A 26,653-nucleotide genomic window follows, 5' to 3' on the forward strand; every position below is an offset into this window, starting at 1 on the left:
GTTCAGTACAGACGGGCCTTGATCAGCGGGCGCAGCAAGTAATTGAGCACGCTGCGCTTGCCGCTGAGGATATCCACCTCGGCAACCATGCCGGGGATGATCGGCAACACCTCCTCGCCGCGCTTGAGCTGGCTGCCGTCAGTGCGGATCAGCACCTGGTAGAACGACTCCTTGCCATGGGGCGTGTCCTCCTCGATGGTGTCGGCGCTGATCTGCTCCAGAGTGCCCTTGAGGTCGCCATAGATGCTGAAGTCGTAGGCGGTGATCTTCACCTTGGCCGGCATGCCCGGCACCAGGAAGGCCACGTCGCGCGGCTTGATCCTGGCCTCGACGAGCAGGCGGTCCTCCACCGGGATCACTTCCATGATCGCCTCGCCGGGCTGGATCACCCCGCCACGGGTGTTGATCAGCACGGTGTTGACTCGCCCACGCACCGGCGAAACGATCCCGGTGCGGCGCAGCTGGTCCTGGCGCTGCTGGACAATCGGCTCCAGGGCACTGAGGTCGGCCTTGCGCTGTGAGCGTTCGGTATAGGCATCCTGGAAGTAGCTGCTCTTCAGCTCGGTCAGCTTGCCGTTGAGGGTAGCGATGTCCTGGCTCAGGCGCAGCGCCTCCATCTGGCTCACCGCACGCTTGGCCACCAGCGGGCGGACCAGGTCGAGCTGGCTCTGGGCCAGGCTGATCTGCCTCTGGATTGCCTGGCTGCCTTCGAGCAGCTTGTCCCGCCGCGACTTGAACAGCTCGCGCTCGGAACGTGCCAACGGCCCTTGCGGGTCGATGTCCGGCGGGAACTCGATGGCCGCCTTGCCCAGCACTTCGGCGTCCAGCCGGGCGATGGCCGCGCGCAGCACCCCGGCCTGGTTGGCCGACTCCTGGAAATTGGTGAGAAAGCGCGTCTCGTCCAGGCGCAGGAGCGGCTGGCCGACCTCCACCAGGTCGCCCTCCTGCACCAGCAGACGGTCGAGAATGCCCCCTTCCAGGCTCTGGATCTTCTGGATACGGCTGAACGGCACCACCCGCCCATCGCCGCGCGTCACTTCATCGATCTCTGCCCAGGCGGCCCAGGCGACGAACAGCAAGACGCTGCCGAGCAGGGTCCAGAGCAGCGGGCGATAGACCGGGTGAGTGGTCGCCAGCAACGGGTCGGCCAGTTGCCGGCGCAGCACTACAGAACTTTTTTCAGCTGCCATGGCCGGCTCCTTCGGCGACCTGTGGCGCCTGCACCTGGTTGCCCAGCACCACTTGGTTCAGCGGGCCGTCCATGATCACCTGGCCGTTGCGCAGCACCACCGCACGGTCCACCAGCGCCAATACGCTTTTCTTGTGGGTGGTGATGATCAGGGTACGGCGGCCCAGCCATTTCTGCAGGTAGTCGATGACCTGTTTCTCGCTGTTCTGGTCGAATGCCGCGGTCGGCTCGTCGAGCAGCAGGATCGGTGGGTCCTGCAACAGTACGCGGGCCAACCCCACCGCCTGGCGCTGGCCACCGGAGAGGCTGGCGTTGCCCTGGATCGGCATGTCCAGCCCCAACGGGTGGGCGCGTACGAAAGTGCCCAGCCCCACGCCATCGAGGGCTTCCAGCAATTCCTCGTCGCCCAGCGCGGCGTTGGCCAGGTTGAGGTTTTCCCGCAGGCTGCCGTGGAACAGCGCCACATCCTGCGGCAAGTAGCCGATGCCGCGCTGGCGGTCGGCCGGGTCGAGCTGGCTCAGGGCGATGTCGTCCAGCAACAGCCGGCCGGATTGCGCGTCGAGCAGGCCGCTGAGCAGCCGCAGCAGGGTCGACTTGCCGGCGCCGTTGCCGCCAAGCAGCGCCACCCGCTCGCCGGCCTGGATGTTCAGCGCCTGCACGTCGACCACCGGCGGGCTGTCGCCATGGGCCAGACGCAGCGCCTCCAGGCGGTAATGCCCGTGGAGCCGGTCGCGGTGCACGAAGCGCTTGCCGGCGGGCCGCTCCTGCTCGGCGGACATCAGCTGGTCGAGGCCCTCCAGCGCCACCTTGGTGTGCTGCCAGCGGCCAAGAATGGCGGCAGCCTGGGACAGCGGTGCGATGGCCCGCGAGGCCAGGATCGAACAGGCCACCAGGGCACCGACGGTCATCGCGCCGTCGCTTATCCGGTAGACGCCGAACACCACCACCCCGACATAGCACAGCTGCTGGACGATGCTCGCCGAATAGCTGAGGGTCGAGGCCAGGGCGTGGGTCTTCATTGCGGTACCGGCCAGTTCCCCGGTGAGCGTCTCCCACTGCTGGCGGCAGCGGCCTTCGGCACGCGCAGCCTTGACCGTCTCCAGGTGTTCGAAGGCTTCCAGCAGCACGCTGTTCTTCATCGCCCCCTCGCGCAGGTTCTGCCGCGACAGGTGCCCCAGCAGGCGCTGGGTCAGTAGCCCCGGCAGCAGCATCAACACGCAGGCCACCAGCGGCACCCAGACCACATGGCCACCGATCACGGCAATGATCAACAGGAAGATCACCACGAACGGCAGGTCGCTGATCAGTGCGGCGCTGGACGAAGTGAAGAATTCGCGGACCGACTCGAACTCACGCACCTGGGTACTGAACGCGCCCATCGACGCCGGTTTGGCGGCGATCCGGGTGCTCAGCACACGCGCGAACAGCAGGCTCGACAACTGCAGGTCCAGGCGCTTGCCGAGAACGTTCAGCAGGTGCCCGCGAAGGATCCGCAATACCCCGTCGACGATGATCGCCAGGGCCACGCCGCTGGCGAGTATCCATAGGGTATCGAAGGCCGCGTTGGGTACCACGCGGTCGTACACCTGCATGGCGAACAGCGCCGAGGCGACGGCCAGGACGTTGGCCACCAGGGCCGCCGCCGTGACTTCCGCATAAGAGCGCCAGAGCCGCTTGAGCGGCCCGAAGAACCAATGTTCCGGCAGGCCGCTGGCGTAGTCGCCCACCCGCCCGTCGGGGTGGTAGCGGCACTTGGCGAACACCGCCGTGCCGCTGTAAAGCGCCTCCAGAACGGGCAGCGCCATGCACTCACGGCCGCCGTCGCTCTGCGGCACCAGCACCTCGTACTGCTCACCCTCGATGCCAACCAGCAGCAGGCTGCGGCCATCGTCGAGCAACAGCAGGGCCGGCAGCAGGTAGGTGTCCATCTGCCGCAACGGCAGCTCCGCAACCCTCGCAGTGATGTCGGCGCGGCGCAGGGCGCGGGCGACCAGGCGCAGCGGCAGGCGTCCGTGCTCCAGCGCCAGGCCGTCGACCAGCTCGGCGTCGCCCAGCGGCCGGCCCAGTTGCCGGCACAGCAGCAGCAGGCCCTGGCGCAGCGGGTCGTCGTGGTTCAGGGTCACGACATTATCCGGGGATTGTTCAACTTCCATGATTCAACCGATTCTCCAGTAATGCCCCCAACAGCCCGACCTGCGCGGCCGCCCGGTACTCGATGCGCTTGCGCTCGATGTGCAGATTGATCAATTGCCGCTCGGCCTCGAAGCGTTCGCGCTGCACATTGAGCAAGTCGATCACGTCGCGCCGGCCGACCTCGAACTGCTCGCGGTACAGCTCGCCCACCTGCTCCGACTCCGTCACCTGCTGGCTCAGCGACTGCTCCCGCCAGCGCAGCGTGTCGCCATTATCGAACAGCGTCTGCAACTGCCGGCGGATGTCACGCTGCATCGCATCGGCCGTCCATTGCGCCGACTCCAGACGCTGTTGCGCAGCAGTCGGCCGGCGGAAGTTGGAGAGCCCCTGGAAGGTGTCCATGCGAAAGCGCAGCGACATCACCGAGTCGCTTTCCGGGCGACCGCCGATCTCCCGGCGCAACGCGGAGGCCTCCAGGTTCAACTGCGGCAGCAACGAAGCCTTGGCCTCGCGGACTTGCGCCTCAGCAACATTGGCGTCCTCCAACGCCTTGCGCTGCAACGGCGACTCACGGATCACCCGCGCCACGTCGCTGGCAGCCAGGTAGCGCTGCAGCGACATCGGCTCGGGCTCCACCAGTTCGGAGGGGTCCTGGCCAACCAGGATCGCGTACTGGTTGCGCGCGTCCTGCAGGTTGCCCTTCTCCAGCGACAGCTGTTCCTGGGCACGTGACAGTTCGAGGTTGGCGCGGTCCAGTTCGCTGCGGTCGGCGTAACCATCGCTGCCGCGTGCCTGGGTCATCTCGCGGATGCCGTCCAGGCGCTGGATGTGCTGGCGCACCGTCTCCACCCGGCGCTCCGAGGCAAGCACATCGAGATAGGTCTCGACGATGTCCAGCGCCGCATCGTCGCGCGCCACCAGCACCGCCTCGGACAGCTTGCGCCGGGTGGCGCTGGCGCTGTCGACCTTGCTCGTCACCCTTCCCCAGTCATACAGCATCTGCGATACGGTGACGTCGTAGACGACCTCGCCGACGTCGAACTCCTGCGGCCCCCCGGACATGGTGACAGAGGGGTAATAGCCACCCTTGGCGATCTCCACCTCGGTGCCCGCACGGTCCGCCTCGGCCATCGCCGAACGCACCTGCGGGTGGATCGCCAACCCCGCCCGCACCGCCTGGTCGAGCGGGATGGCCGGGGCGGACAACGGCAGCCCCAGGCACAGGAGCCAGAGGGCTCCCGCGCCACGGCGCCGTCCCTTGAGCACGGACAGGCCGCGCATCAGACCACGACCTGTACCGTGTTGTCCTCGATCAGCAGGGTACTGCTGCCAAAGTTGTAGACATCGTAGGTAATGCCGTTGAGCTGCTGCGTGGTCCCGGTGTTCACGGCACCCACCACGTTGAGGGTGTCGTTGCTCTCGCCGGTAATCTGCAGCACGTTGTTGGCATCGGTGATGGCGTCGACCTCCGCCGCGGTCAGGGTCAGCACGCTCCCCGAGTCGCCCCTGCCGAGGTCTATACGCTCGATGTTGGAGAGCGTGCCGACGCCGACCGCGTTGTAGTCAAGGTCGATGCCATCGGCCAGGATCAGGGTGTCGAAGCCCGCGCCGCCGTCGATGCTGGTGAAGTTGGTCGCAGTGATCTGGATGGCGTCGTTGCCGTCGCCGGCCACTACCTGATCGCCGGTCCCCACGTTGAAGATCAGGTCGTTGCCATCACCTCCATTGATGTGCTCCGAACTGCCGCTCGCCCCGGACATGACATCGTCCCCCGAGGTGCCGTTGACGTCGATCTGGCCGATATTCAGCGACAGCCCGTTGGGGGCCAGGGTGATGCCGTAGGCCGAGCTGTCGTTGCCGTTGGTGTCGGTGGCGACGATGTTGAACGAGATCTGCGAACCGAGGTTGAGGATATCGGTGATGTTCAGCCCCAACTGGGTGAGGACGGTCGGGCTCAGCAGGTTCAGCGAGAAGTTGCCGGAGCTGTCCGCCTGGATCGGCAGCAGTTCGACGTTCAGCGCCGGGGTGATGACACGGATCACCACGCTGGAGTCCGGCTCGGTGGTGCCGCTGAAACCGAACCGCGGGTTCAGCGGGTTGAGGCTGACATCGACGCCGAAGTTGCCGATGGTCACTGGCTGCTCGATGCTGCCGCCAACGCCGATGGTCGCCACATTGCTCGTGTTGCCGGCCGGGTCCTCGCCGGTCACCGAGACCTGGGCGTTGAGCAACTGGTCCAGGGTAAGGTCGATGTCCAGGTCGGTGAGCAGGTTCAGCGAAGCCAGCCCGCTGTTGTCGGCGGTCACCGTGGCGGTGGCGGTGACGCCGCCGATGTCCACTTCAACCGTAAGTTCGGTTCCCGGATCGGTGGAGATGGTCAGGATGCTGCCCACCAGCGACAGCACCGGGGTCGCAGGCGGGATGGTGTCGACGGTGAACGGCACCGGGGTCGAAGCAGTACCGCCATTGATGTCAGCGATGACGGTAGAGGCGCCCTCCGGGAACGGCCCCATGCCACCGCCAGGGGGAATGGTCACGGTGACGCTGCCGGCCAGGATATCGCTGGCGGTGATGGTGTGCGTTGCCTGCGTCTCGTAGCCGTTCTGCCCGGCGAAGGCGACGGTGATCACCTGGCCGACCTGCATGGTCGGGCGGATCGTCACGTCGACCTGGATGCCGTCGCTGATCTCCGCAGCGTTGATCCAGGTGTCGGCGGCTTCCGGCACACTGATGGTCGGCGGCGCCAGGTCCGGCGCGTTGATCGTCGCCGGGCCGCTGAGGTTGCCGGCAGCGTCGGCGGTAACCCCGCTGATCAGCTCGCCGGTGATCAGCGGTGGCGCCAACGGCAGGCTGAAGTTACCGGCGCCGTCGACATTCACCGTGATCGGGTTGGCGGTATCGCCGTCGATCACGAGGCGTACCTGGCTGTTCGGCTCGGCGGTACCGGTCAGCAGCGCACCGTCGGCACTGATGCTCAACAGCGGTGCCGACGGCGCCACCGAGTCGACCGTGGTACTGGCCGGGCCACTGCTGTTGCCGGCGGCGTCCTCGGCCACCGCGTTGACCACCGTGCCATTGGCCAGCGGCGTGGTTGGGGTGAAACTCCAGTCGCCACTGCCGTCGGCGGTCGTCTCGCCGATCGGGTTGCCGCCACCATCGGTGAGGATGACGGTGGCGCCGGGCTCAGCAGTACCCGTGAGGACCACACCATTGCTCGGCTCGATAGTCGGCGCGCCCGGTGCGATGGCGTCAACGGTGACGCTGCTTGGCCCGCTGGTATTGCCGGCCGGGTCCTGGGCCACGGCGTTGATCACCGTGCCGTTGACCAGCGGCGTACCGGGCGTGAACGACCAGTTGCCGCTGCCGTCGGCAGTGGTCTGGCCGATCGGGTTGCCGCTGCCGTCAGTGAGGATCACCTTGGCCCCGGCTTCAGCGGTACCACTGATCTCGGTACCGTTGCTCGGCTCGATCGTCGGCTGGCCAGGGGCGACCGCATCCACCGTGGTGCTGACTTGTGGGGTGCTGGTGTTGCCAGCGGCGTCCTGGGCCACGGCATTGATGACCGTGCCGTTGACCAGCGGCGTACCGGGCGTGAACGACCAGTTGCCGCTGCCGTCGGCAGTGGTCTGGCCGATCGGGTTGCCGCTGCCGTCGGTGAGGATCACCTTCGCCCCGGCTTCAGCGCTACCCGTGATCACGGTCCCGTTGCTCGGGTCGATCGTCGGCTGGCCAGGTGCGACTGAATCCACCGTGGTGCTGCCCGGCAGGCTGGTGTTGCCGGACGGGTCCTGAGCCACGGCGTTGATCACCGTGCCGTTGCCCAGCGCAGGCGAAGGCGTGAAGGCCCAGTTGCCACTGCCATCGGCGGTCGTCTGGCCGATCGGGTTGCCGCTGCCGTCGGTGAGGATCACCTTGGTCCCGGCTTCGGCGGTACCACTGATCACCACCCCGTTGCTCGGGCTGATAATCGGTGCGGCCGGGGCGATGGCGTCAACGGTGACGCTGGCCGGCCCGCTGGTGTTGCCGGCCGGGTCCTGGGCCACGGCGTTGATGACCGTGCCGTTGGCCAGCGGCGTGCCGGGCGTGAACGACCAGTTGCCGCTGCCGTCGGCGGTAGTCTGACCTATCGGGTTGCCGCTGCCGTCGGTGAGGATGACAGTGGCGCCGGCTTCGGCGGTACCGCTGATTTCCGTACCATTGCTCGGCTCGACCACCGGCGCGGCCGGCGCCACGCCGTCCACGGTAATGACCGCCGGCGCACTATCGGTCCCACCGGGGTTGCGCGCCACCGCGTTGACCACGGTGCCATCCGGCAACGGAATGCCGGGTGTGAACGACCAGTTACCGGCGCCGTCGGCGGTAACCTGGCCGATCGGGTTGCCGTTGCCATCGGTGAGGATAATGGTGTTACCGGCATCGGCAGTACCGCTGATCACCGAGCCGTTACTCGGGTCGACCTGCGGAATCGACGGCAGCGACGAGTCCACGGTGGTGCTACCTGGAGCACCCGTATTGCCGGCGGCATCGGTCGCCGTGGCGTTGACCACGGTACCATTGGGCAGTTGCGTGCCCGGAGTGAACGTCCAGTTGCCGCTGCCGTCGGCAGTGACTTCGCCAATCGGATTACCATTGCCATCGGTGAGAGTCACGGTGCTGTTCGGCTCGGCAGTACCGTTGATCACGGCGCCGTTGCTCGGATTGACCACTGGCGCGGCGGGCGCGATCGAATCCACCGTGGTGCTGCCCTGCGGGCCAGTGTTGCCGGCTGGGTCCTGGGCGACGGCGTTGACCACCGTGCCATTGGCCAGCGGCGTGGTCGGGGTGAAGCTCCAGTCGCCGTTGCCGTCGGCGGTGGTTTGGCCGATGGGGTTGCCGCTGCCATCGGTCAGGATGACGGTGCTGCCCGGCTCGGCGGTGCCGCTGATTTCGCTGCCGTTGCTTGGCTCGACGACTGGTGCGGCCGGGGCTACCGAGTCCACTGTGGTGGCGGCCTGCGGACCGGTGTTGCCGGTCGGGTCGGTTGCCGTGGCGATGATTACGGTACCGTTGGCCAGCGGCAAGCCGGGGGTGAAGCTCCAGTTGCCGCTGCCGTCGGCGGTGATCTGGGCGATCGGGTTGCCGCCGAGGTCGGTCAGGGTGACGGTGGCGCCCGCTTCAGCGGTACCGTTGATGGTCGCGCCGTTGGTGGGATTGATTACCGGTGCAGCCGGCGCGCTGGAATCGACGGTGACCGTCGCTGCCGGGCTGGTGTTGCCCGCCGGGTCGCTCGCCGTGACATTGACCACGGTGCCATTGGGCAGCGGCGTGGCTGGGGTGAACGTCCAGTTGCCGCTGCCGTCGGCGGTGACTTCGCCAATGGGGTTACCGCTGCCGTCGGTGAGGATCACGGTGCTGTTCGGCTCGGCGGTGCCGCTAAGACTGCTGCCGTTGCTGAGATTGATGGTAGGTACACCCGGGGCCACGCCGTCCACGGTGGTGCTGGCCGGCCCGCTGGTATTGCCGGCCGGGTCGGTCGCCGTGGCGTTGATCACGGTTCCGTCGGCCAGCGGCGTACCGGGGGTGAAGCTCCAGTCGCCGCTGCCGTCGGCAGTGGTCTGGCCGATCGGGTTGCCGCTGCCATCGGTCAGGGTGATGGTACTGCCTGGCTCGGCGGTGCCGCTGATTTCGCTGCCGTTGCTCAGTTCGACCACTGGTGCGGCCGGGGCTACCGAGTCCACCGTGGTGGCGGCCTGCGGACCGGTGTTGCCGGTCGGGTCAGTTGCCGTTGCGATGATTACGGTACCGTTGGCCAGCGGTGTGCCGGGGGTAAAGCTCCAGTTGCCGCTGCCGTCGGCGGTGACCTGGCCGATCGGGTTGCCGCTGCCATCGGTCAGGGTGACGGTGGCACCCGCTTCAGCGGTACCGCCGATGGTCGTGCCGTTGGTGGGATTGATCACCGGTGCAGCCGGCGCGCTGGAATCGACGGTGACCGTCGCTGCCGGGCTGGTGTTGCCAGCCGGATCGCTCGCCGTGGCATTGACCACCGTGCCATTGGGCAACGGCGTGGCTGGGGTGAACGTCCAGTTACCGCTGCCGTCAGCGGTGACTTCGCCAATGGGGTTACCGCTGCCATCGATGAGGGTCACGGTGCTGTTCGGCTCGGCGGTGCCGCTGAGGCTGCTGCCATTGCTGAGGTTGATGGTAGGTGCACCCGGTGCCAAACCGTCCACCGTGGTGCTGCCCTGCGGGCCAGTGTTGCCTGCCGGGTCCTGGGCCACGGCGTTGACCACCGTGCCATTGGCCAGCGGCGTACCGGGGGTGAAGCTCCAGTCGCCGTTGCCGTCGGCGGTGGTTTGGCCGATGGGGTTGCCGCTGCCATCGGTCAGGATGACGGTGCTACCCGGCTCGGCGGTGCCGCTGATTTCGCTGCCGTTGCTCGGCTCGACCACCGGCGCGGCCGGGGCCACCGAGTCCACTGTCGTACTCGATGGAGCGCTGGTATTGCCAGTCGGGTCGGTCGCGGTGGCGTTCACCACGGTGCCGTTGGGTAACGGGCTGCCCGGTGTGAAACTCCAGTTGCCACTGCCGTCGGCGGTGACCTGGCCGATCGGGTTGCCGCTGCCATCGGTCAGGGTGACGGTGGCACTCGCTTCAGCGGTACCGCCGATGGTCGCGCCGTTACTCGGATTGATTACCGGTGCAGCCGGCGCGCTGGAATCGACGGTGACCGTCGCTGCCGGGCTGGAATTGCCGGCCGGGTCGCTCGCAGTGGCATTGACCACCGTGCCATTGGGCAACGGCGTGACTGGGGTGAACGTCCAGTTACCGCTGCCGTCGGCGGTAACTTCGCCAATCGGATCACCGCTGCCGTCGGTGAGGGTCACTGTGCTATTCGGCTCGGCGGTGCCGCTGAGGCTGCTGCCGTTGCTGAGGTCGATGGTGGGCACGCCCGGGGCCACGCCATCCACGGTGGTGCTGCCCTGCCCGCTGGTATTGCCGGCCGGGTCGGTCGCCGTGGCATTGACCACGGAGCCATCCGGCAACGGTGTGCCAGGGGTGAACGACCAGTTGCCGCTGCCGTCGGCAGTGGTCTGGCCGATCGGGTTGCCGCTGCCGTCGGTCAGGGTGATGGTGCTGCCCGGCTCGGCGGTACCGCTGATTTCGCTACCGTTGCTCGGCTGGACCACCGGCGCGGCCGGGGCCACCGAGTCCACTGTGGTGCTTGATGGAGCGCTGGTGTTGCCGGTCGGGTCGGTCGCGGTGGCGTTCACCACGGTGCCGTTGGGTAACGGGCTGCCCGGTGTGAAACTCCAGTTGCCACTGCCGTCGGCGGTGACCTGGCCGATCGGGTTGCCGCTGCCATCGGTCAGGGTGACGGTGGCACTCGCTTCAGCGGTACCGCCGATGGTCGCGCCGTTACTCGGATTGATTACCGGTGCAGCCGGCGCGCTGGAATCGACGGTGACCGTCGCTGCCGGGCTGGTGTTGCCAGCCGGGTCGCTCGCCGTGGCATTGACCACGGTGCCATCGGGCAACGGCGTGGCTGGGGTGAACGTCCAGTTACCGCTGCCGTCAGCGGTGGCTTCGCCAATCGGATTACCACTGCCGTCGGTGAGGGTCACGGTGCTGTTTGGCTCGGCGCTGCCGCTAAGAATGCTGCCGTTGCTGAGATTGATGGTAGGTACGCCCGGGGCCACGCCATCCACGGTGGTGCTGCCCTGCCCGCTGGTATTGCCGGCCGGGTCGGTCGCCGTGGCATTGACCACAGAGCCATCCGGCAACGGTGTGCCTGGGGTGAACGACCAGTTGCCGCTGCCGTCGGCGGTGGTCTGGCCGATCGGGTTGCCGCTGCCATCGGTCAGGGTGATGGTGCTGCCCGGTTCGGCGGTGCCGCTGATTTCGCTGCCGTTGCTCGGCTGGACCACCGGCGCGGCCGGGGCCACCGAGTCCACTGTGGTGCTCGATGGAGCGCTGGTATTGCCAGTCGGGTCGGTCGCAGTGGCGTTCACCACGGTGCCGTTGGGTAACGGGCTGCCCGGTGTGAAACTCCAGTTGCCACTGCCGTCGGCGGTGACCTGGCCGATCGGGTTGCCGCCGGCATCGGTCAGCGTGACGGTGCTGCCCGGTTCAGCGGTGCCACTGATCGTGGTGCCATTGCTGGGGTTGACCACTGGTGCAGCCGGGGCCTGCGCATCCACTGTCGTGCTCGTCGGAGCGCTGGTGTTGCCAGCTGCATCCTGGGCCACCACGTTGATCACGGTACCGTCGGGCAGCGGTGTCGCGGGGGTGTAGCTCCAGTTGCCACTGCCATCGGCCGTCACCTGGCCGATCGGATTACCGCTACCATCGGTGAGGGTCACGGTGCTGTTCGGCTCGGCGGTACCGCTGAGGCTGCTGCCGTCGCTCAGGTCGATGGTGGGAGCACCCGGCGCCACGCTATCCACGGTGGTGCTGCCCTGCCCGCTGGTATTGCCAGCCGCGTCCTGGGCCACCGCGTTGACCACGGTACCATCGGGCAGCGGGGTCGCGGGGGTATAGCTCCAGTTGCCGTTGCCATCGGCCGTCACCTGGCCGATCGGGTTACCGCTGCCATCGGTGAGGGTCACGGTGCTGTTCGGCTCGGCGGTACCACTGAGCTCGGTACCATTGCTCGGGTTGATCACGGGTGCCGCTGGCGCCACGCCGTCGATGATGATGCTGGCGGGCGGGCCGCTGTTACCGGCGGCATCCACTACCACTGCTTTGACCACCGTGCCATCGGGCAGTGGGCTATCGGGTGTGTACGACCAGTTACCGTTACCGTCGGCAGTAGTCTGGCCGATGGGGTTGCCGTTGCCGTCGGTGAGCACCACGGTGCTGCCCGGCTCGGCGGTACCGCTGAGGCTGGAGCCGTTGCTCGGGTTGATTTGCGGCGCATCGGGGAAGTCAGGGGCCTGGACGGTCGCGGGCGGGCTGCTATTGCCGGCCGGATCGGTCACCACCACGGTAACCGTTTCGCCGTTGGTCAGTGGCGGATTCAGTGGAATCTGGAATTTGCCGTCGGAGCCGACCACCACGCTGACGTCGGTTTGCCCGTCGCCGTTGCTGTCGATGCCCACGGTGGCGCCCGGCTCGGCCGTGCCGCTGATGCTGCTGCCATCTGGGGCAATCTGCAGTCCGCTGGCAGGCGCCGGTGCCGTGGTGTCAGGCGGCACACTGCCGCCACCGCCGCCGCCGCCGCCGCCATCGTTGCTGTTGGCGATCGCGACGCCGCCGCCAATGATCGCAGCCCCAGCCAGCAATGCAGCGCCGGGGCTGAGCCCGGCAATGGTGCCGTCGGCGCCAGTGAGCGACTCGAACCCGGCCGCAGTTTCCTGGGGCACATAACCTGCCAACAGCGGCCCATCGGCAGCGACCGGGGGCAGGTCGACGGCCAGCAGTTTGTCCCGGTCTACCAGGTACAACTGGCTTACCGGCTGCCCTTCGACATAGAAGTTGGCAATGCGCAGGCTCTCGCCAGACTTCAGTTGTACGATCAGGTCCGCCCCGCTCTTTGTGTAGCTCGTCACGCTTTCGGGAGCAATATCCAGAACAATGTTACTGCTCTGAGTAAGCGTCAGGATTCCGTTATCGGGGATTGCGATGGGGGCGGCAGAATTAACACTTTGAGCGAGGGGAGATACCTTGGCCTGAATCGACATACGTGACAGTCCTTTTGTCAACAGCACGACCGAGCGATCGCACGCGTATATCCACAAATAGCACGACCCCGATAAAACGCCAGACGGGCCTTAAAATATTTAAGGAAGGTCTCTTGCGGGGAGGATCATCATCAAGGTTCGCAAAAATCTACTTGATCTATTACTTTTGAGTTAGCCCTTCCTCACCGCAGGATGGCGTAACTGAAAGTTGGTGTTAACAGGAAGGTATTAGTTGAAAAGTAGCCGCCCCCACACCTTGATAAATGCAAACAAATCGTGTTTGCTTCCAGCTCCTGACGAACCTTTCAACTTGAGCCTGGGTAAGCCCGACAGCAAGGCAGATTATCGAGCAACATGAGACAGTAGGCCGCTCGGTGCTGGTCTTCGAGCGGCTCGTTCAGCGTTTCCTTAGTTGAACTTGAGCTTTGCCACTTTGCTCAGTGCCCACCCACTGAACACGTAGAACGCATCCAGATAGAAGCGGCCTTCGTAGTTCGGTAGCGGTTCACGATTCAACAACAGCTCGGGCATGTCGGGCGACGGGGGAAACAGCGCATAAAAACCGTTGGGCAACACCGCCAACGCGATGAGCAGCAGGTAGGTCACGGTCCGCAGCATGGTGGCGCGGTTATCGGATTGCTCGGCCCATTTCAGGCCGAACCAGGCGACCAGGCCGGCAACCGGCAACACCCAGAAATGCGTCGGCATTCCAATGAACATTTCCGCGACAACGCTTCTTGCTTCCAACCTGGTGCTCTCCGTTCAAATGAGCGGATTATTGCCGCTGGGGTCGGCAAATGCAAAAAGCCCGCTCTCGAGGGCGGGCTTTTTGTTCGCGAGGGTCAGTTGATCATGCTTTAGAACACATCAGCGCGGCGTCCAGCAGCCTGCCATGGTCGTACCAGGCATCGCGTTGATAGGCCGCGAACTGGCGCTGGTTACCCGTGCCCCGCACCTCGACCATGCCACCCGCCTTGTCGGGGTCGGTACTATCGACGAACAGTCTGACCGAGTTATCGCCATCGACCTGGTAGGTTTTCACATTCCCTTGAAGTTCGCTTTTGACGCATCCCAGGTACGCCGGCGTACTTCTTTCCGTGGCCCCGGCCGCATACCCATGGCCCTCACGCACATCGGGGTCATGTGCGCAGCCTGCCATGAACAGTGTGGCGAAGGTGGACATCAGTATTGCACCTGCTACCGATCTTGAGCTCTTCACGCGACACGCTCCTGCCGCCCCATCGAGTAACTTGGGAAAGTGTTGCCAAGCCGCATGCACCTTTTTTGTTTTTGTTTGCCCATGTTACTGCTCAACGTCAGCCGGGCAATATGCTTGTTTGCTATATCGGTTTCAGGGCGGGCGTTCCCCGCGAAGTTAACCTTCGTTCATGGATAAGCGGGCAAGTTCCAGACAGGCCAGCCTGGGCGAGCATGCGTAGTTTTGCAGTGTGTTCGCACAGGCGTGGCCGCTAGCGGAAGGGATTGCTGCCTGCATCAATAGCGGCGGTAGTCCTGACCACCATGGTGTCCATCGTTGAAATGCCGGTGATGGCCGCCGCCGTGATGCCCACCGTGGTGCCAATATGGCCAGCAACCACCGAGCAGCAGCAACCCTGACAACACTACGACCCATGCAGTCTTGCGTTTCATGTGCGTACCTCCGGCCAGGTGAAACCAGGCCTTGCTTACGTTGGACCGCACAAAGGAGGGATGTTCAGGCAGAGGTACGCCGCTGGTCATCTTGCGGGCGAGATTTCAGCTGGCGGTCGACTCAAGGGCGTGCAGCGCCGTGTGGCCATGAACCAGACAGGGGGCGGACAAAACTTGTCCCAAACCGGGTAGTCACTCTGCAGATGACCCCGATTTCGGGTACAACCAGGCCCACAAACGGGGGTCAGGCGATTGCCTTGAGAAACACAAATGTCGCCGCCAGATCCAGGACCAGTACAGCAACCACAACGAAGATCATGTAGTAGCGGTCATTCTGAGTCATTTCTGCGTACTCCGCATGATCGATGCCCCAGAGGGTCACAGCAATTTGCATTCCACTTCCCTGCTGCTCTCAGGCTGACCGGGCCTGATGGATGGGCAGTTCGACCCTGAATGTCGTACCGACTCCCACCTCGCTGTCTACGCGGATCTCGCCACCATGACGCTTGATGATTCCGTACGAAAGTGACAATCCCAGCCCGGTGCCCTGGCCGATGGGCTTCGTCGTGTAGAAGGGATCGAAGATCTTTTGCAGGCTTTCGGCAGGAATGCCACAACCATTGTCTGCGACTTCAATCCACACCCACTTGTCACTGGCACCGGTTCGCAGGGTAATTCTGCCACGCTCGGCACCCATCGCCTGGGTGGCATTGACCAGCAGATTCATGATTACCTGATTGATCTGCGAGGGCAGGCACTCGACCGGCGGCAATGGGCTGTAATCCTTGACAAGGTCCGCCTTGTGCCTGAGTTCGCTGGCAACAATGTTCAGCGTTGACTCTATGCCTTGAAGCAGGTCTGCCACTTGCCAGTCATGGCTGCTCTCTACTCGCGAAAAGTCCTTGAGGTCCTTGACGATCCGCGCAACGCGACTGATACCCTCCTTGGATTCGCGGATCAGCGCCGGAATATCCTCCAGCAAGTAATCCAGCTCGATTTCCGTGCGCAACTTCGCCAGCTCCGCGCCGAGCGCGTTCGGAACCCGAGTATTTTCTGCGTCGGCATATGCCTTCAGCATGTCCTGCAAACGGCCGAAATAATCATCCAGTGCACCGAGGTTGGAAGAGACAAACCCAATCGGGTTGTTGACTTCATGGGCTACGCCGGCTGCCAGCTGACCGAGCGAGGCGAGCTTTTCGGACTGGACCAACTGGTTCTCGAGCAACCGGCGTTCATCCACCTCGCGCTGCAGTGCTGCGCTGGCTTGGGTAAGTGCCTGGGTACGCCGTTCGACCCGCTGTTCCAATTCGTCGTTGGCACTCACCAGCGCTCGGTTTACACGGTTTATTTCGGCGTAGCTACGCATCAACCACATCCCCATGTACAGCAATAGCAATACCAGCAGGGTGGAAAACACCAACAGATAGAAATGGTATCGCTGAGCCGTCAGCGCTGCTGCTTGCTCGTCGCGGTCCAGCATCAGCGCAATGGCGTCCAGACTCTCGGCGATCGGAACCGCCTCGATCGCTTCGAGCAGTTGATCGACCTTGGGTTGCTCACGAAGAATCAACTCTATGTGTTTGCTGATGGTATCGATGGGCACCTGAAAATCGACGGGCAAGCGCTCCTTGTTGACCGAAAGATTGTTCAGTCCGACAAGGATGTCGGCAGCTTTTTCATCGGTTGTGGTCTGGGCAAACTCAAGGCTGCTCAGCATCAAGTCATAGGTATCGCTGGTGATTCTGCGCAGGCGCAGTGTATCGGCATCGACCAATTGACGAAGGTGCACCTGTATTACATCGGCTGCAGCCGGGAGAAAAGCCAGGGAATTTCGCAGGATCGCATTGTGCGTCTTGAAGCGCGAGACCAGCAGGACCTTGTCGTCAAAGGACTGTTGGTAATCGCGAAAAGCCTTTTGCCAAGCGAGCATTTCTGCTTTTTGATGACGCCCTTCCAGCGTGTCGAATTCCCGCCATAGGCGCTTCATTTCAATCAACGGCAGCACCAGCGGGTCGTAGTTGTAATTGGTGGTGGTGCGCGCCTTGAGCACCGCACCCTCCCACTGCGCATCGTACTGCTTGATCTGGCGAATCAGATCGCGCGCCTGGGCGTAGTTGGCACTCTCATCGGACCTGGACATCCTGTACAGGTAGACCAGCACGGAAGCCAGCGACATGGCGCACGCAGCCAACAGCAGCAGACTGCGCCGAGCGTTCAACCTCATAGCGGTTTACCCTCCCATTGGCCGGTGAGGGTCTGGAGAAACTTGATGATCAGCGCTTTATCATCGTCGCTCGGCGTACGTCCCAACTGATAATGAAACATGGCATCGACGGCTGCTTCCAAGGTGGGCGCCGAACCGTCATGAAAATAAGGGGCGGTCACCTCCACGTTTCGCAGGCTTGGAACTTTGAACAGGTGGAGGTCATCCGGGTCACCTGTCACGTTGTAGCGTCCCCGGTCTGCCCCGGTAACATTGCCACGGTTGGTGAAATAATCATCGAAAACACCGAACTTCTGCAGCATGTTGCCGCCGATATTCACGCCCTGGTGGCAGGCTATACAACCGTACTCCTGGAAGCGCTGATAGCCATGCTTCTCTTCCAGGCTGAGGCTGCTGGTATCTCCTTTCAGATAGCGATCGAAGCGTGAATCGGGTGTCAGCAGGGTGCGCTGGTACGTAACCAGGGCATCTTTGACATCGATGGCGGTCACTGGTTTGCCATAGGCTTCGGCGAACCCCGTCTGGTAGGCCGGATCGTCAGCAATTCGTTGAACCACGGTAGCCCAGCCATCTTCTTTGCCGTCCGTATTACCGGTTGCCAGGTGCACCAGGCCGTCAAACGATTGCGCGCGCCCATCCCAGAACTGCAGGAAGTTCAGGCTGGCGTTGAAGACGCTGGGTGTGTGAACTGGCAAGGGTTTGCCATCTGCATCAGGCGAGCGCGCCTGCCCGTCCGCGCCACCACGATCCAGGCGATGGCAATCAGCACAGGACTGGCTGTTATCGAGGGACAAACGCGAGTCATTGAACAGTTTGCGCCCCAGCTCCACCCGGGCAGGGTCAAGCTCAGGCACCGCCGGCAATGGCGTGAGCGGCCCACCAATGCTCTGGGCCAGCCCCCATGCCGGCAAAACGACAAGCATCGAGGCAACGATGCGAACCTGCAGACTAGTCGGCACAGCACAACCCTCCCTGGCGAGATGCACCTGCCTCCGAGCATAGTGAGGCCAACAGACAAAAGCTAACGGCGGGGGCAAATATCATCTAGGCTGTGGCCAGGGAGTAGTCTGGCCGAGACCGGCAGGGAGGGACCCATGGAGCTACCCGTTACCGATGGCGCAGCAGCCACGCCGGTGATACTTCTGGTTGACGACGAGCCCTCGATTCTCAGCAGCCTTCGTCGTCTACTTCGCAACCAACCCTACGAACTCCTCCTTGCCGAAAGCGGTGCCGACGCCCTGCAACTGCTCCAACAACGCCCGATCAATCTGGTGATGAGTGATGCGCGCATGCCAAACATGGACGGGGCAACACTGTTGGCCCACGTACATGAGCGTTTTCCCGACACGTTGCGCATTCTGCTTACGGGTTACGCTGACACGGACACCATTGCGAAAGCCATCAATGATGGGCACATCTATCGTTACATCAGCAAACCCTGGAATGATGAAGAGCTGTTGGTCACATTGCGCCAGGCATTGGCCCACCAACATTCGGAAAGCGAACGAAAGCGACTGGAACAGCTGACTCAGGTTCAGATCAAGCAACTCAAGGCGCTTAACGAAAGCCTTGAACAGCGTGTAGCGGCGCGCACCGCCGAGTTGCAGCAAACTGCCGACATGCTTGACCTTGCCTATGAAGAACTCAAGCGCAGTTACGTGACCAGCACCGAGTTCTTTTCGCAGTTAGGCAACCTGCGTCTGCCCAAGGCCAAGCAGACCAACCGGCAAGTCATAGAATTGATACGGGTGTATTGCACCAGCCATGGGCTGGACGAAGGTAGCTGTCGCAACCTGACCATGGCTGCAGCCCTCTACAACATCGGCAAGATGAGCTGGACCGACAGCATGCTCACCTGCCCTGCCGATCTCATTCCTCCACCAGAGCGCGAACTGTACCGGTCATACCCGAAACAGAGCGAAGCGCTGGTCATGACCCTGGAGCCAATAAAAGAGGCTGCACAACTCATACTTCACCACCAGGAACGCTGGGATGGCAGCGGTTTTCCGGGCCACCTGAAGGGCGCGGCAATTCCACTGGGCGCCCGCTGGTTGAAAATGGCCGTGGATTTCATCGAATTGCAGCGCGGACTGGTCCTGGATCGCCAGCTCAATAGCGATGAGGCACTGCTCTACATACGCAAGTATGCTGGAAAGCTGTATGACCCAGACCTGGTGGAAGACTTCGTCAACGTCTGTGCCGAGTACATGCGCGACATTACCTTGACCGACCCGGCGATCAAGGTATTGAGCACGCACGAACTGGCAGAGGGCATGATACTGGCGCGTAACCTGAATGCCGACAATGGCATGCTGCTATTGAATGCCGGCAAGGTACTGAACGGTGCGCTGGTGAAAAAACTGATTGCCTTCGAAGAAATGGAAGGTGGCAGATACAACGTGTTCATCAGGGTTCCCGAGCAGGCAGGCAGCCTGCAGCCATCGCCCGCAACGGCAGGCTGACCCCGTTGCGGGCAGGCGCTGAAATCCGTTCGCCCTGCATCGTGGCAAGCGGGGTGCCTGGCCGTCCCCGTATGACTGGCGGCACTACTACCAGCCAACGGCTATCCTTCAGGTTTCGGTAGGAGGGCGTATGTGCGGAAGGCTCAGCCAGTACCGTGGCATACATGACTTCGTTGCAACCCTGAGCCTGCCAGAGGCCTGGCGGAACAACGTCGGCGACCAGCCGCTTGGCCGGTACAACATCGCGCCGACCACGCTGGTGGCAGTACTGCGGATGGATGACGCAGGCCCACGAGCGGACCTGGTGAAGTGGGGATGGCGGCCGCACTGGGCAAACGATCGCGCTGCACCGATCAACGCCCGGGTCGAGAAGGTGGCGCATGGCCCATTCTTCCGGGCGATCTGGCCGCACCGGGCCATCACCCCTATCGACGGCTGGTACGAATGGGTTGATGAAGGTGGGCCGAAGAAGCAACCGTACTACATCCGCCGCCAGGATGGGCGCCCTGCCCTTTGCGCCTCGATCGGCCAGTTCACCGGCACCGAGCACGACGGGTTCGTCATCATTACCGCCGACGCTCAGGGCGGAATGGTCGACGTTCACGACCGCCGGCCTGTCGTGTTGTCGCCAGAACTGGCGTACGAGTGGATCGCGGCAGCAATGCCCAGCGAGCGCGCAGAACAACTGGTGCTCAACCTGGGTGAGCCGGCCGAAGCCTTCGAGTGGTACCGGGTGGGTATCGCCGTGGGGAATGTGCGTAACCAAGGTGCCGAGCTGATGAACCCGCTTCAGGTGTGATTTGAATGCGCAGCGATGCAGGATCGTAAGTGCGGCGCCTGCGATCATTGCGATGAGGACCGTATCCCTGCCATCAGCCATACAGAGCTGGCCAAGCAGAGAATGAGGATGGAGATCGAAGCAGGCAGGTGAAACTGGTGATATCCAGCCAATCCGAAGCCGGCATGGATAAGGAACGTGATCAGGCCTAGGCCGGCACAAACTTTGGCGAAGAACACCGCGTTAACCGTACCCAGCAACACGCTTCGATAACCAACCAGCAACACGGGTATTGCCAAGATATTGAACAGGAGGAAGCCCTGTACCCCACCCGGTAGGAAAAACATCTCCCATTCCTGCCAATACGCGGCATCTATTTGATGAAGAATCAGTGCAAGCATCGTTACGAAATAGCTTCTTTCCATGTAAGCAATCCCTTCAGCTAGTGATCATCCCTGAGTAAAGCGCTGACGATGATATCTCGCGCCTCTATGCGACGCTTGGAAGTATTTGCAGATCAGTGCTGCTCAACGAGCGCGCGCTGAATGCCATCCAGCAGGCCCAGAGGATGGCAACTCTCCGGCGCATGGCATCCCAAGCCAGCGCACCCGATCCGCCCATTTCTGTTCCAGCCGAGCAAAGGTGGGCTGTGGATCAACGAACCAAGTGTTACAATCCGCCACTTCAAATCGGCGCCCAAGGCGCTGAACATCCGTGAACGCCGTCAGTACGACACCCGCCACACCTACGCCACCCTATGCCTGATGTCTGGGATGAACCCGCGTTCATCGCGAACCAGCTTGGTCACAGCGTCGAGATGTTGCTTTCTACCTACGCGAAATGGATCAGCTCCTCCTCGGACTGGAGGGAGCTGGAGAAGCTGCCGCCCCGAGTCGAATTGGCCCAAAATTGGCCCAAGACTGACAAGATGGCCTAAATACACCTCTGGAACCCCCGCAGGACAAGCACTTGATTTCTACCGCCAACATCACCATGCAGTTCGGCTCCAAGCCGCTGTTCGAAAACGTTTCCGTCAAATTCAACAACGGCAACCGCTACGGCCTGATCGGCGCCAACGGTTGCGGCAAGTCGACCTTCATGAAGATCCTCGGCGGTGACCTGGAGCCGTCCGGCGGCCAGGTCATGCTCGAGCCGAACACCCGCCTGGGCAAGCTGCGCCAGGACCAGTTCGCCTACGAGGAATTCACCGTGATCGACACAGTGATCATGGGCCACGGCCAGCTGTGGAAGGTCAAGGCCGAGCGCGATCGTATCTACTCGCTGCCGGAAATGACCGAGGAAGACGGCATGGCCGTCGCCGAGCTGGAAACCGAATTCGCCGAAATGGACGGCTACACCGCCGAATCCCGTGCCGGTGAACTGCTGCTGGGCCTGGGTATTCCGCTGGAACAGCACTTCGGCCCGATGAGCGAAGTGGCACCGGGCTGGAAGCTGCGTGTCCTGCTGGCCCAGGCGCTGTTCTCGGACCCGGACGTGCTGCTGCTCGACGAGCCGACCAACCACCTGGACATCAACACCATCCGCTGGCTGGAAACCATCCTCACCGCGCGTAACAGCACCATGGTGATCATTTCCCACGACCGGCACTTCCTCAACAGTGTCTGCACCCACATGGCCGACCTGGACTACGGCGAGCTGCGCGTATTCCCGGGCAACTACGACGAGTACATGACCGCTGCCACCCAGGCCCGCGAGCAGCTGCTGTCGGACAACGCCAAGAAGAAAGCCCAGATCGCCGAACTGCAGACCTTCGTCAGCCGCTTCTCGGCCAACGCCTCCAAGGCCAAGCAGGCCACCTCGCGGGCCAAGCAGATCGACAAGATCCAGCTGGCCGAGGTCAAGCCGTCGAGCCGGGTGAGCCCGTTCATCCGCTTCGAACAGACCAAGAAGCTGCACCGCCAGGCCGTCACCGTCGAGAAAATGGCCAAGGCCTTCGACGACAAGGTGCTGTTCAAGGACCTGGGCTTCACCATCGAGGCTGGCGAGCGCGTGGCGATCATCGGCCCCAACGGTATCGGCAAGACCACCCTGCTGCGCACCCTGGTCGGCGAAATGACCCCGGACAAGGGTGAAGTGAAGTGGACCGACAGCGCCGAAGTGGGCTACTACGCCCAGGACCACGCCCACGACTTCGAAGACGACATGACCCTGTTCGACTGGATGGGCCAGTGGACCTCCGGCGAGCAGGTGATCCGCGGCACCCTCGGGCGCATGCTGTTCTCCAACGACGAGATTCTCAAGTCGGTGAAGGTGATTTCCGGTGGTGAACAAGGCCGCATGCTGTTCGGCAAGCTGATCCTGCAGAAGCCGAACGTGCTGGTGATGGACGAGCCGACCAACCACCTGGACATGGAATCGATCGAGGCGCTGAACCTGGCGCTGGAAAACTACCCGGGCACCCTGCTGTTCGTCAGCCACGACCGTGAGTTCGTGTCGTCGCTGGCCACGCGCATCATCGAGCTGTCGGCTGATGGCGTGGTGGACTTCAGCGGTACCTACGACGATTACCTGCGTAGCCAGGGTGTAGTGGTCTGATTGATGGGCGGCCTGGCCATCTTGTATGGCTGGGCCGGCCTCTTCGCGGGCATGCCCGCTCCCACAGGGACTGCGTAGCACTTGAGGCCAATGCAAATCCTGTGGGAGCGGGCGAGCCCGCGAATGACGATTACCTGCGTAGCCAGGTAGTGGTCTGATTGATGCGGCGGCCTGGCCATCTTGTATGGCTGGGCCGGCCTCTTCGCGGGTAAACCCGCTTCCACAGGGACTGCGTAGCACTTGAGGCCAATGCAAATCCTGTGGGAGCGGGCGAGCCCGCGAATGACGATCAACTGCGTAGCCAGGTAGTGGTCTGATTGATGCGGCGGCCTGGCCATCTTGTATGGCTGGGCCGGCCTCTTCGCGGGTAAACCCGCTCCCACAGGGACTGCGTAGCATTTGAGGCCTATGCAAATCCTGTGGGAGCGGGTTCACCCGCGAAGAATCCACCGCCGATCCCACAGGCTGGCACTGCCCGACGAATAATTCGTTAGCCTGCTTTCATTTCTTTCGCGCAACGGCCATGATGGGGGCACGCCCAACCGCCCGCCCGCGAACGAGCCCATGACCGCGCAACAACCCGCCCCCGCCAGCAACACGCTGCAAATTACCCTGCAGATCCTGTCGATCGTTTTCTACACCTTCATTGCCTTCCTCTGCATCGGCCTGCCGATCGCCGTCTTGCCCAGCCATGTGCACGACCAGCTGGGGTTTGGCGCGGTGGTCGCCGGGCTGACCATTGGACTGCAATACCTGGCCACGCTACTCAGCCGCCCGTTTGCCGGGCGCGTGGCCGATACCCTGGGGGGCAAGCAGGCGATTCGCTTCGGCTTGCTGGGGATTGCCGGCTGCGGGGTGTTGACCCTGCTATCGGCCTGGACCCTGACGCTACCGCTGCTGAGCCTGGCGCTGTTGCTCGGCGGGCGCCTGCTGCTGGGCCTCGCCCAAGGGCTGATCGGCGTGGCCACGCTGAGCTGGGGCATCAGCCAGGTCGGGCCCGAGCACACCGCCAGGGTGATTTCCTGGAACGGTATCGCCTCCTATGGCGCCATCGCCATTGGTGCCCCCTTGGGTGTACTGGCCGTGGACGGGCTGGACTTCAGCGTGCTGGGGCCGGCATTGCTGGTGCTGGCGGTATCGGCCCTGCTGGTACTGCGCAAGCGGCCGGACGTGGTGGTGGTGCGTGGCGAGCGCCTGCCCTTCTGGTCGGCCTTCGGCCGGGTCGCACCCTGTGGCCTGGGCCTGACCCTGGCCTCTATCGGCTACGGCACCCTGACCACCTTCGTCACCCTGTATTACCTGGAGCGCGGCTGGGCGGGCGCGGCCTGGTGCCTGAGTGCCTTTGGCGTGTGCTTCATCATTTCCCGGCTGCTGTTCGTCAACGCGGTCAACCGTTTTGGTGGCTACAACGTGGCGATCGCGTGCATGGCCACCGAAGTGCTCGGCCTGGGCCTGCTGTGGCTGGCACCATCGCCGCCGTGGGCGCTGATCGGTGCCGGGCTTACCGGTTTCGGGCTGTCGCTGGTGTACCCGGCGCTGGGGGTGGAAGCGATCAAGCAGGTGCCCAGCAGCAGCCGCGGCGCAGGGCTGGGTGCCTACGCGGTGTTCTTCGACATGGCCCTGGCCATCGCCGGGCCGGTGATGGGCGCGGTGGCGGCGCACCTGGGTTATGCCTCGATCTTCTGCGTGGCCGCCCTGCTCGCCCTGGCGGGTGTGGGCCTAACGCTGTTGCTGGCGCGGCGCGCCGCTCGCGGCTGAACGCTCGGCAGGCTGCGGCGCGCCCAACGCCTGGCTGAAGAACACCGCGGCTTCACGTTGCAGGGAATGGTGGATGTGCCGACGGTCCACGCCTGCGGCATCCTTGCACAGCGCCGGCATCCGCACGGACTGCTCGGCATCACAATGGGCCATGAACACGAAGTGCCCGGCGCCAGCCAGCAGGCGATAGTCCGGTGTGACCGGCAACTTGCGGGCCAGGGCTTCGGCGTTGCGGTCCACCGCCACCAACTGGTCGCTGTCGCCACTGTAGATCAGCGCCGGCACCTGCACCCCGGCCAAGGCATGGCGTCCGAAAAGCAGGCTGAGCGGCGCCATCAGCATCACCGCTCCCACCCGCTGGTCGGCCTCTGGCACCAGCTCGCTGCGGTCGGCAATCAGTACGCCGTGGGTCCTGCAGGCGTCGGCGTCGTTCGGGCGCTCCAGGCAGTACTTGCGCAGGCGGTCCAGGTCGGGGCGCGCGCCTGAGAGAATCAAGGCGGTTTCACCACCGGCCGAGTAGCCGATCACCCCAACCTTGCCACCGTTCAGGTAGGGCCCCAGCAAGGCATCATCGCGGGCGGCCGTAATCGCGGCACTCACTTGCAGCGGCCGGCCATACAGGTTGCTCAGGGTGCCCAGGCGGCTGTGGTCGCGGGCGTTGTCGCCGGGGTGCACCACCGCCACCACGATAAAGCCCTGGCGCGCCAGCGACGTCGCCAGGTAGTGCAAGGCCAGCGGGCTGCCGGTATTGCCGTGGGACAGCACCAGCAACGGGAACTGGCCCAACGCTACCGGCGCCTCTTCACTCACGTCGATCGGGTAGCCGTCTATCCGGCTGCTGCGGGTATTGCCGATAGCCGGGTAGAACGCCAGCGCCTGCATGGGCCGGGCGTCGACCGGGTCGGCCAGGGTCATGTGGTGCAGACCGGCAACCCAGGGCGCGGCCTCGGCGTGGGCCAACAGGCTGCCGAACAGGGCCAGCGCCAACACGCAGCGTGGGAGAGTCATCGGCCGGCGGTTCCTTGCAGGGCGAAGAGATAGCCCAGCATAGAACCGCCCTGGGCTGCACCGGATGAAACCTGGATGAAACCGAAGTCATGCACTTCACGCCCGCGCCCTATGCATTTGCGCTTTTCGTCGAACCCGTGGCATAGATGCAGGTCCACGTCTCTACGTGACCGTTTCGCGCCATTGAAGGAGATTCATGCATGAGCAAGCCCGCTTACGTGCCACCCAAGGTCTGGCGCAACGACGCAGCGTCCGGCGGCCAGTTCGCCAGCATCAACCGCCCGGTTGCCGGCCCGACTCACGACAAGGACCTGCCGCTGGGCAAGCACCCGCTGCAGCTGTACTCCCTGGCCACGCCCAATGGCGTCAAGGTCACCATCGCCCTCGAAGAGCTGCTCGCGCTGGGCCACTCGGGCGCCGAATATGATGCCTGGTTGATCCGCATTGGCGAGGGCGACCAGTTCTCCAGCGGTTTTGTCCAGGTCAACCCCAACTCGAAGATCCCCGCCCTGCTCGACCGCAGCGTCGAGCCGCCGGTGCGGGTGTTCGAGTCGGGCTCGATCCTGCTGTACCTGGCGGAAAAGTTCGGTGCCTTGCTGCCGAAAGCGCCAGCTGCACGCACCGAAAGCCTGAACTGGCTGTTCTGGCAAATGGGCGCGGCGCCTTATCTGGGCGGCGGCTTTGGCCACTTCTATGTGTATGCGCCGGAAAAGTTCGAGTACGCGATCAACCGCTTCACCATGGAAGCCAAGCGCCAGCTGGATGTGCTCGACCGGCGCCTGGCCGAAAGCCGCTACCTGGGCGGCGAGGAATACAGCATCGCCGACATTGCCGTGTGGCCGTGGTTTGGCCAGCTGGTGCGCGGCAACCTGTATGGCGCGGCGGAGTTCCTGGCGGTGGACGAGTACCCACATGTGCAGCGCTGGGCCGAGGAGATTGCCTTGCGCCCGGCGGTGCAGCGCGGCACACGGGTGAACCGGACCTGGGGGGATGAGGCCAGCCAGGTGCCGGAGCGGCATGCAGCGGCAGACCTGGACGGTTGACGCGGCACCCTTGTGGGAGCGGCCTTGCGTCGCGAAAGGGGTGCGAAGCGCCCCCAGGGTCTTCGTATGACAGTGAAATAATTGGGGCCGCTTTGCGGCCCTATCGCGACACAAGGCCGCTCCTACAAGGTTTCGCGCCGGGCTTAAGAGGCTCGACAATGCCCGCCTGCAAAAAACCATTTGCCCCCGCGCA

General features: G+C 63.8%; 17 protein-coding genes and 1 pseudogene. 6 read left to right on the forward strand and 12 right to left on the reverse strand.

Annotation, left to right across the window (positions count from 1 at the left end):
- Positions 1–2: 2 nt before the first annotated feature.
- From CAG34_RS15905 to CAG34_RS15940, 10 genes are all read right to left on the reverse strand, one after another.
- The gene (locus CAG34_RS15905; protein WP_085591151.1) at positions 3–1,190 is read right to left on the reverse strand and encodes an HlyD family efflux transporter periplasmic adaptor subunit; all 1,188 of its coding nucleotides are present in this window, start codon (positions 1,188–1,190) and stop codon (positions 3–5) included.
- The gene (locus tag CAG34_RS15910; protein WP_085591153.1) at positions 1,180–3,342 is read right to left on the reverse strand and encodes a type I secretion system permease/ATPase; all 2,163 of its coding nucleotides are present in this window, start codon (positions 3,340–3,342) and stop codon (positions 1,180–1,182) included. Before CAG34_RS15910 ends, CAG34_RS15905 begins: the two co-directional genes overlap by 11 nt.
- Positions 3,332–4,603, reverse strand: a complete 1,272-nt coding sequence (locus tag CAG34_RS15915; RefSeq protein ID WP_085591155.1) for a TolC family protein — start codon at positions 4,601–4,603, stop codon at positions 3,332–3,334. The genes CAG34_RS15910 and CAG34_RS15915 overlap by 11 nt, the downstream gene beginning before the upstream one ends.
- Positions 4,603–12,981, reverse strand: coding sequence for an Ig-like domain-containing protein (locus tag CAG34_RS15920; protein ID WP_085591157.1), 8,379 nt, complete (start codon positions 12,979–12,981; stop codon positions 4,603–4,605). The genes CAG34_RS15915 and CAG34_RS15920 overlap by 1 nt, the downstream gene beginning before the upstream one ends.
- Positions 12,982–13,389: 408 nt before the next feature.
- The gene (locus CAG34_RS15925; RefSeq protein WP_085591159.1) at positions 13,390–13,701 is read right to left on the reverse strand and encodes a hypothetical protein; all 312 of its coding nucleotides are present in this window, start codon (positions 13,699–13,701) and stop codon (positions 13,390–13,392) included.
- Between the two features lie 130 nt (positions 13,702–13,831).
- Complete coding sequence (locus tag CAG34_RS15930) at positions 13,832–14,164, reverse strand: hypothetical protein (protein ID WP_085591161.1); 333 nt, start codon at positions 14,162–14,164, stop codon at positions 13,832–13,834.
- 311 nt (positions 14,165–14,475) lie between these two features.
- Positions 14,476–14,631 carry a hypothetical protein gene (locus CAG34_RS28895; RefSeq protein ID WP_158090330.1) on the reverse strand — a complete coding sequence of 52 codons (156 nt, stop codon included), beginning with the start codon at positions 14,629–14,631 and terminating at the stop codon, positions 14,476–14,478.
- Positions 14,632–14,875: 244 nt separating this feature from the next.
- The gene (locus tag CAG34_RS28900) at positions 14,876–15,025 is read right to left on the reverse strand and encodes a hypothetical protein (RefSeq protein WP_158091101.1); all 150 of its coding nucleotides are present in this window, start codon (positions 15,023–15,025) and stop codon (positions 14,876–14,878) included.
- A gap of 18 nt (positions 15,026–15,043) precedes the next feature.
- On the reverse strand, positions 15,044–16,855 hold the full coding sequence (locus tag CAG34_RS15935) for a DAHL domain-containing protein (protein WP_085591163.1): 1,812 nt from the start codon (positions 16,853–16,855) through the stop codon (positions 15,044–15,046).
- Positions 16,852–17,778 carry a cytochrome-c peroxidase gene (locus CAG34_RS15940; protein WP_085591165.1) on the reverse strand — a complete coding sequence of 309 codons (927 nt, stop codon included), beginning with the start codon at positions 17,776–17,778 and terminating at the stop codon, positions 16,852–16,854. Before CAG34_RS15940 ends, CAG34_RS15935 begins: the two co-directional genes overlap by 4 nt.
- 171 nt (positions 17,779–17,949) lie before the next feature.
- Between CAG34_RS15940 and CAG34_RS15945 the strand changes: the two genes are divergently transcribed.
- Positions 17,950–19,317 (forward strand): HD domain-containing phosphohydrolase, encoded by a 1,368-nt coding sequence (locus CAG34_RS15945; RefSeq protein WP_085591168.1) that lies wholly within the window; start codon positions 17,950–17,952, stop codon positions 19,315–19,317.
- A gap of 130 nt (positions 19,318–19,447) precedes the next feature.
- Entirely contained in the window at positions 19,448–20,116 is a 669-nt protein-coding gene (locus CAG34_RS15950) for an SOS response-associated peptidase (RefSeq protein ID WP_085591170.1), read from the forward strand.
- A gap of 44 nt (positions 20,117–20,160) precedes the next feature.
- Here CAG34_RS15950 and CAG34_RS15955 read toward each other — a convergent pair whose 3' ends face one another.
- On the reverse strand, positions 20,161–20,520 hold the full coding sequence (locus CAG34_RS15955; protein ID WP_025338973.1) for a DUF6713 family protein: 360 nt from the start codon (positions 20,518–20,520) through the stop codon (positions 20,161–20,163).
- 143 nt (positions 20,521–20,663) lie between these two features.
- Between CAG34_RS15955 and CAG34_RS29485 the strand changes: the two are divergent.
- The 3 genes and pseudogenes from CAG34_RS29485 to CAG34_RS15970 all read left to right on the forward strand — a co-directional run bounded on the left by CAG34_RS29485 (position 20,664) and on the right by CAG34_RS15970 (position 24,409).
- Positions 20,664–21,032 (forward strand): annotated as a pseudogene (locus tag CAG34_RS29485) (integrase).
- A gap of 32 nt (positions 21,033–21,064) precedes the next feature.
- Positions 21,065–22,651, forward strand: a complete 1,587-nt coding sequence (locus CAG34_RS15965; RefSeq protein WP_025338972.1) for an ABC-F family ATPase — start codon at positions 21,065–21,067, stop codon at positions 22,649–22,651.
- Between the two features lie 564 nt (positions 22,652–23,215).
- Positions 23,216–24,409, forward strand: a complete 1,194-nt coding sequence (locus CAG34_RS15970; protein ID WP_085591172.1) for an MFS transporter — start codon at positions 23,216–23,218, stop codon at positions 24,407–24,409.
- Here CAG34_RS15970 and CAG34_RS15975 read toward each other — a convergent pair.
- Positions 24,371–25,417, reverse strand: a complete 1,047-nt coding sequence (locus CAG34_RS15975) for a dienelactone hydrolase (protein WP_085591174.1) — start codon at positions 25,415–25,417, stop codon at positions 24,371–24,373. The two genes, CAG34_RS15970 and CAG34_RS15975, sit on opposite strands and share 39 nt — an antisense overlap.
- Positions 25,418–25,617: 200 nt before the next feature.
- Between CAG34_RS15975 and yghU the strand changes: the two genes are divergently transcribed.
- Positions 25,618–26,460: a glutathione-dependent disulfide-bond oxidoreductase gene (gene yghU / locus CAG34_RS15980; RefSeq protein WP_085591176.1), complete on the forward strand. Its 843-nt coding sequence runs from the start codon at positions 25,618–25,620 to the stop codon at positions 26,458–26,460.
- The last annotated feature ends 193 nt before the right edge of the window (positions 26,461–26,653 follow it).

The organism is Pseudomonas sp. B14(2017), from assembly GCF_002113255.1.
Taxonomy (GTDB): Bacteria; Pseudomonadota; Gammaproteobacteria; order Pseudomonadales; family Pseudomonadaceae; genus Aquipseudomonas; species Aquipseudomonas putida_Z.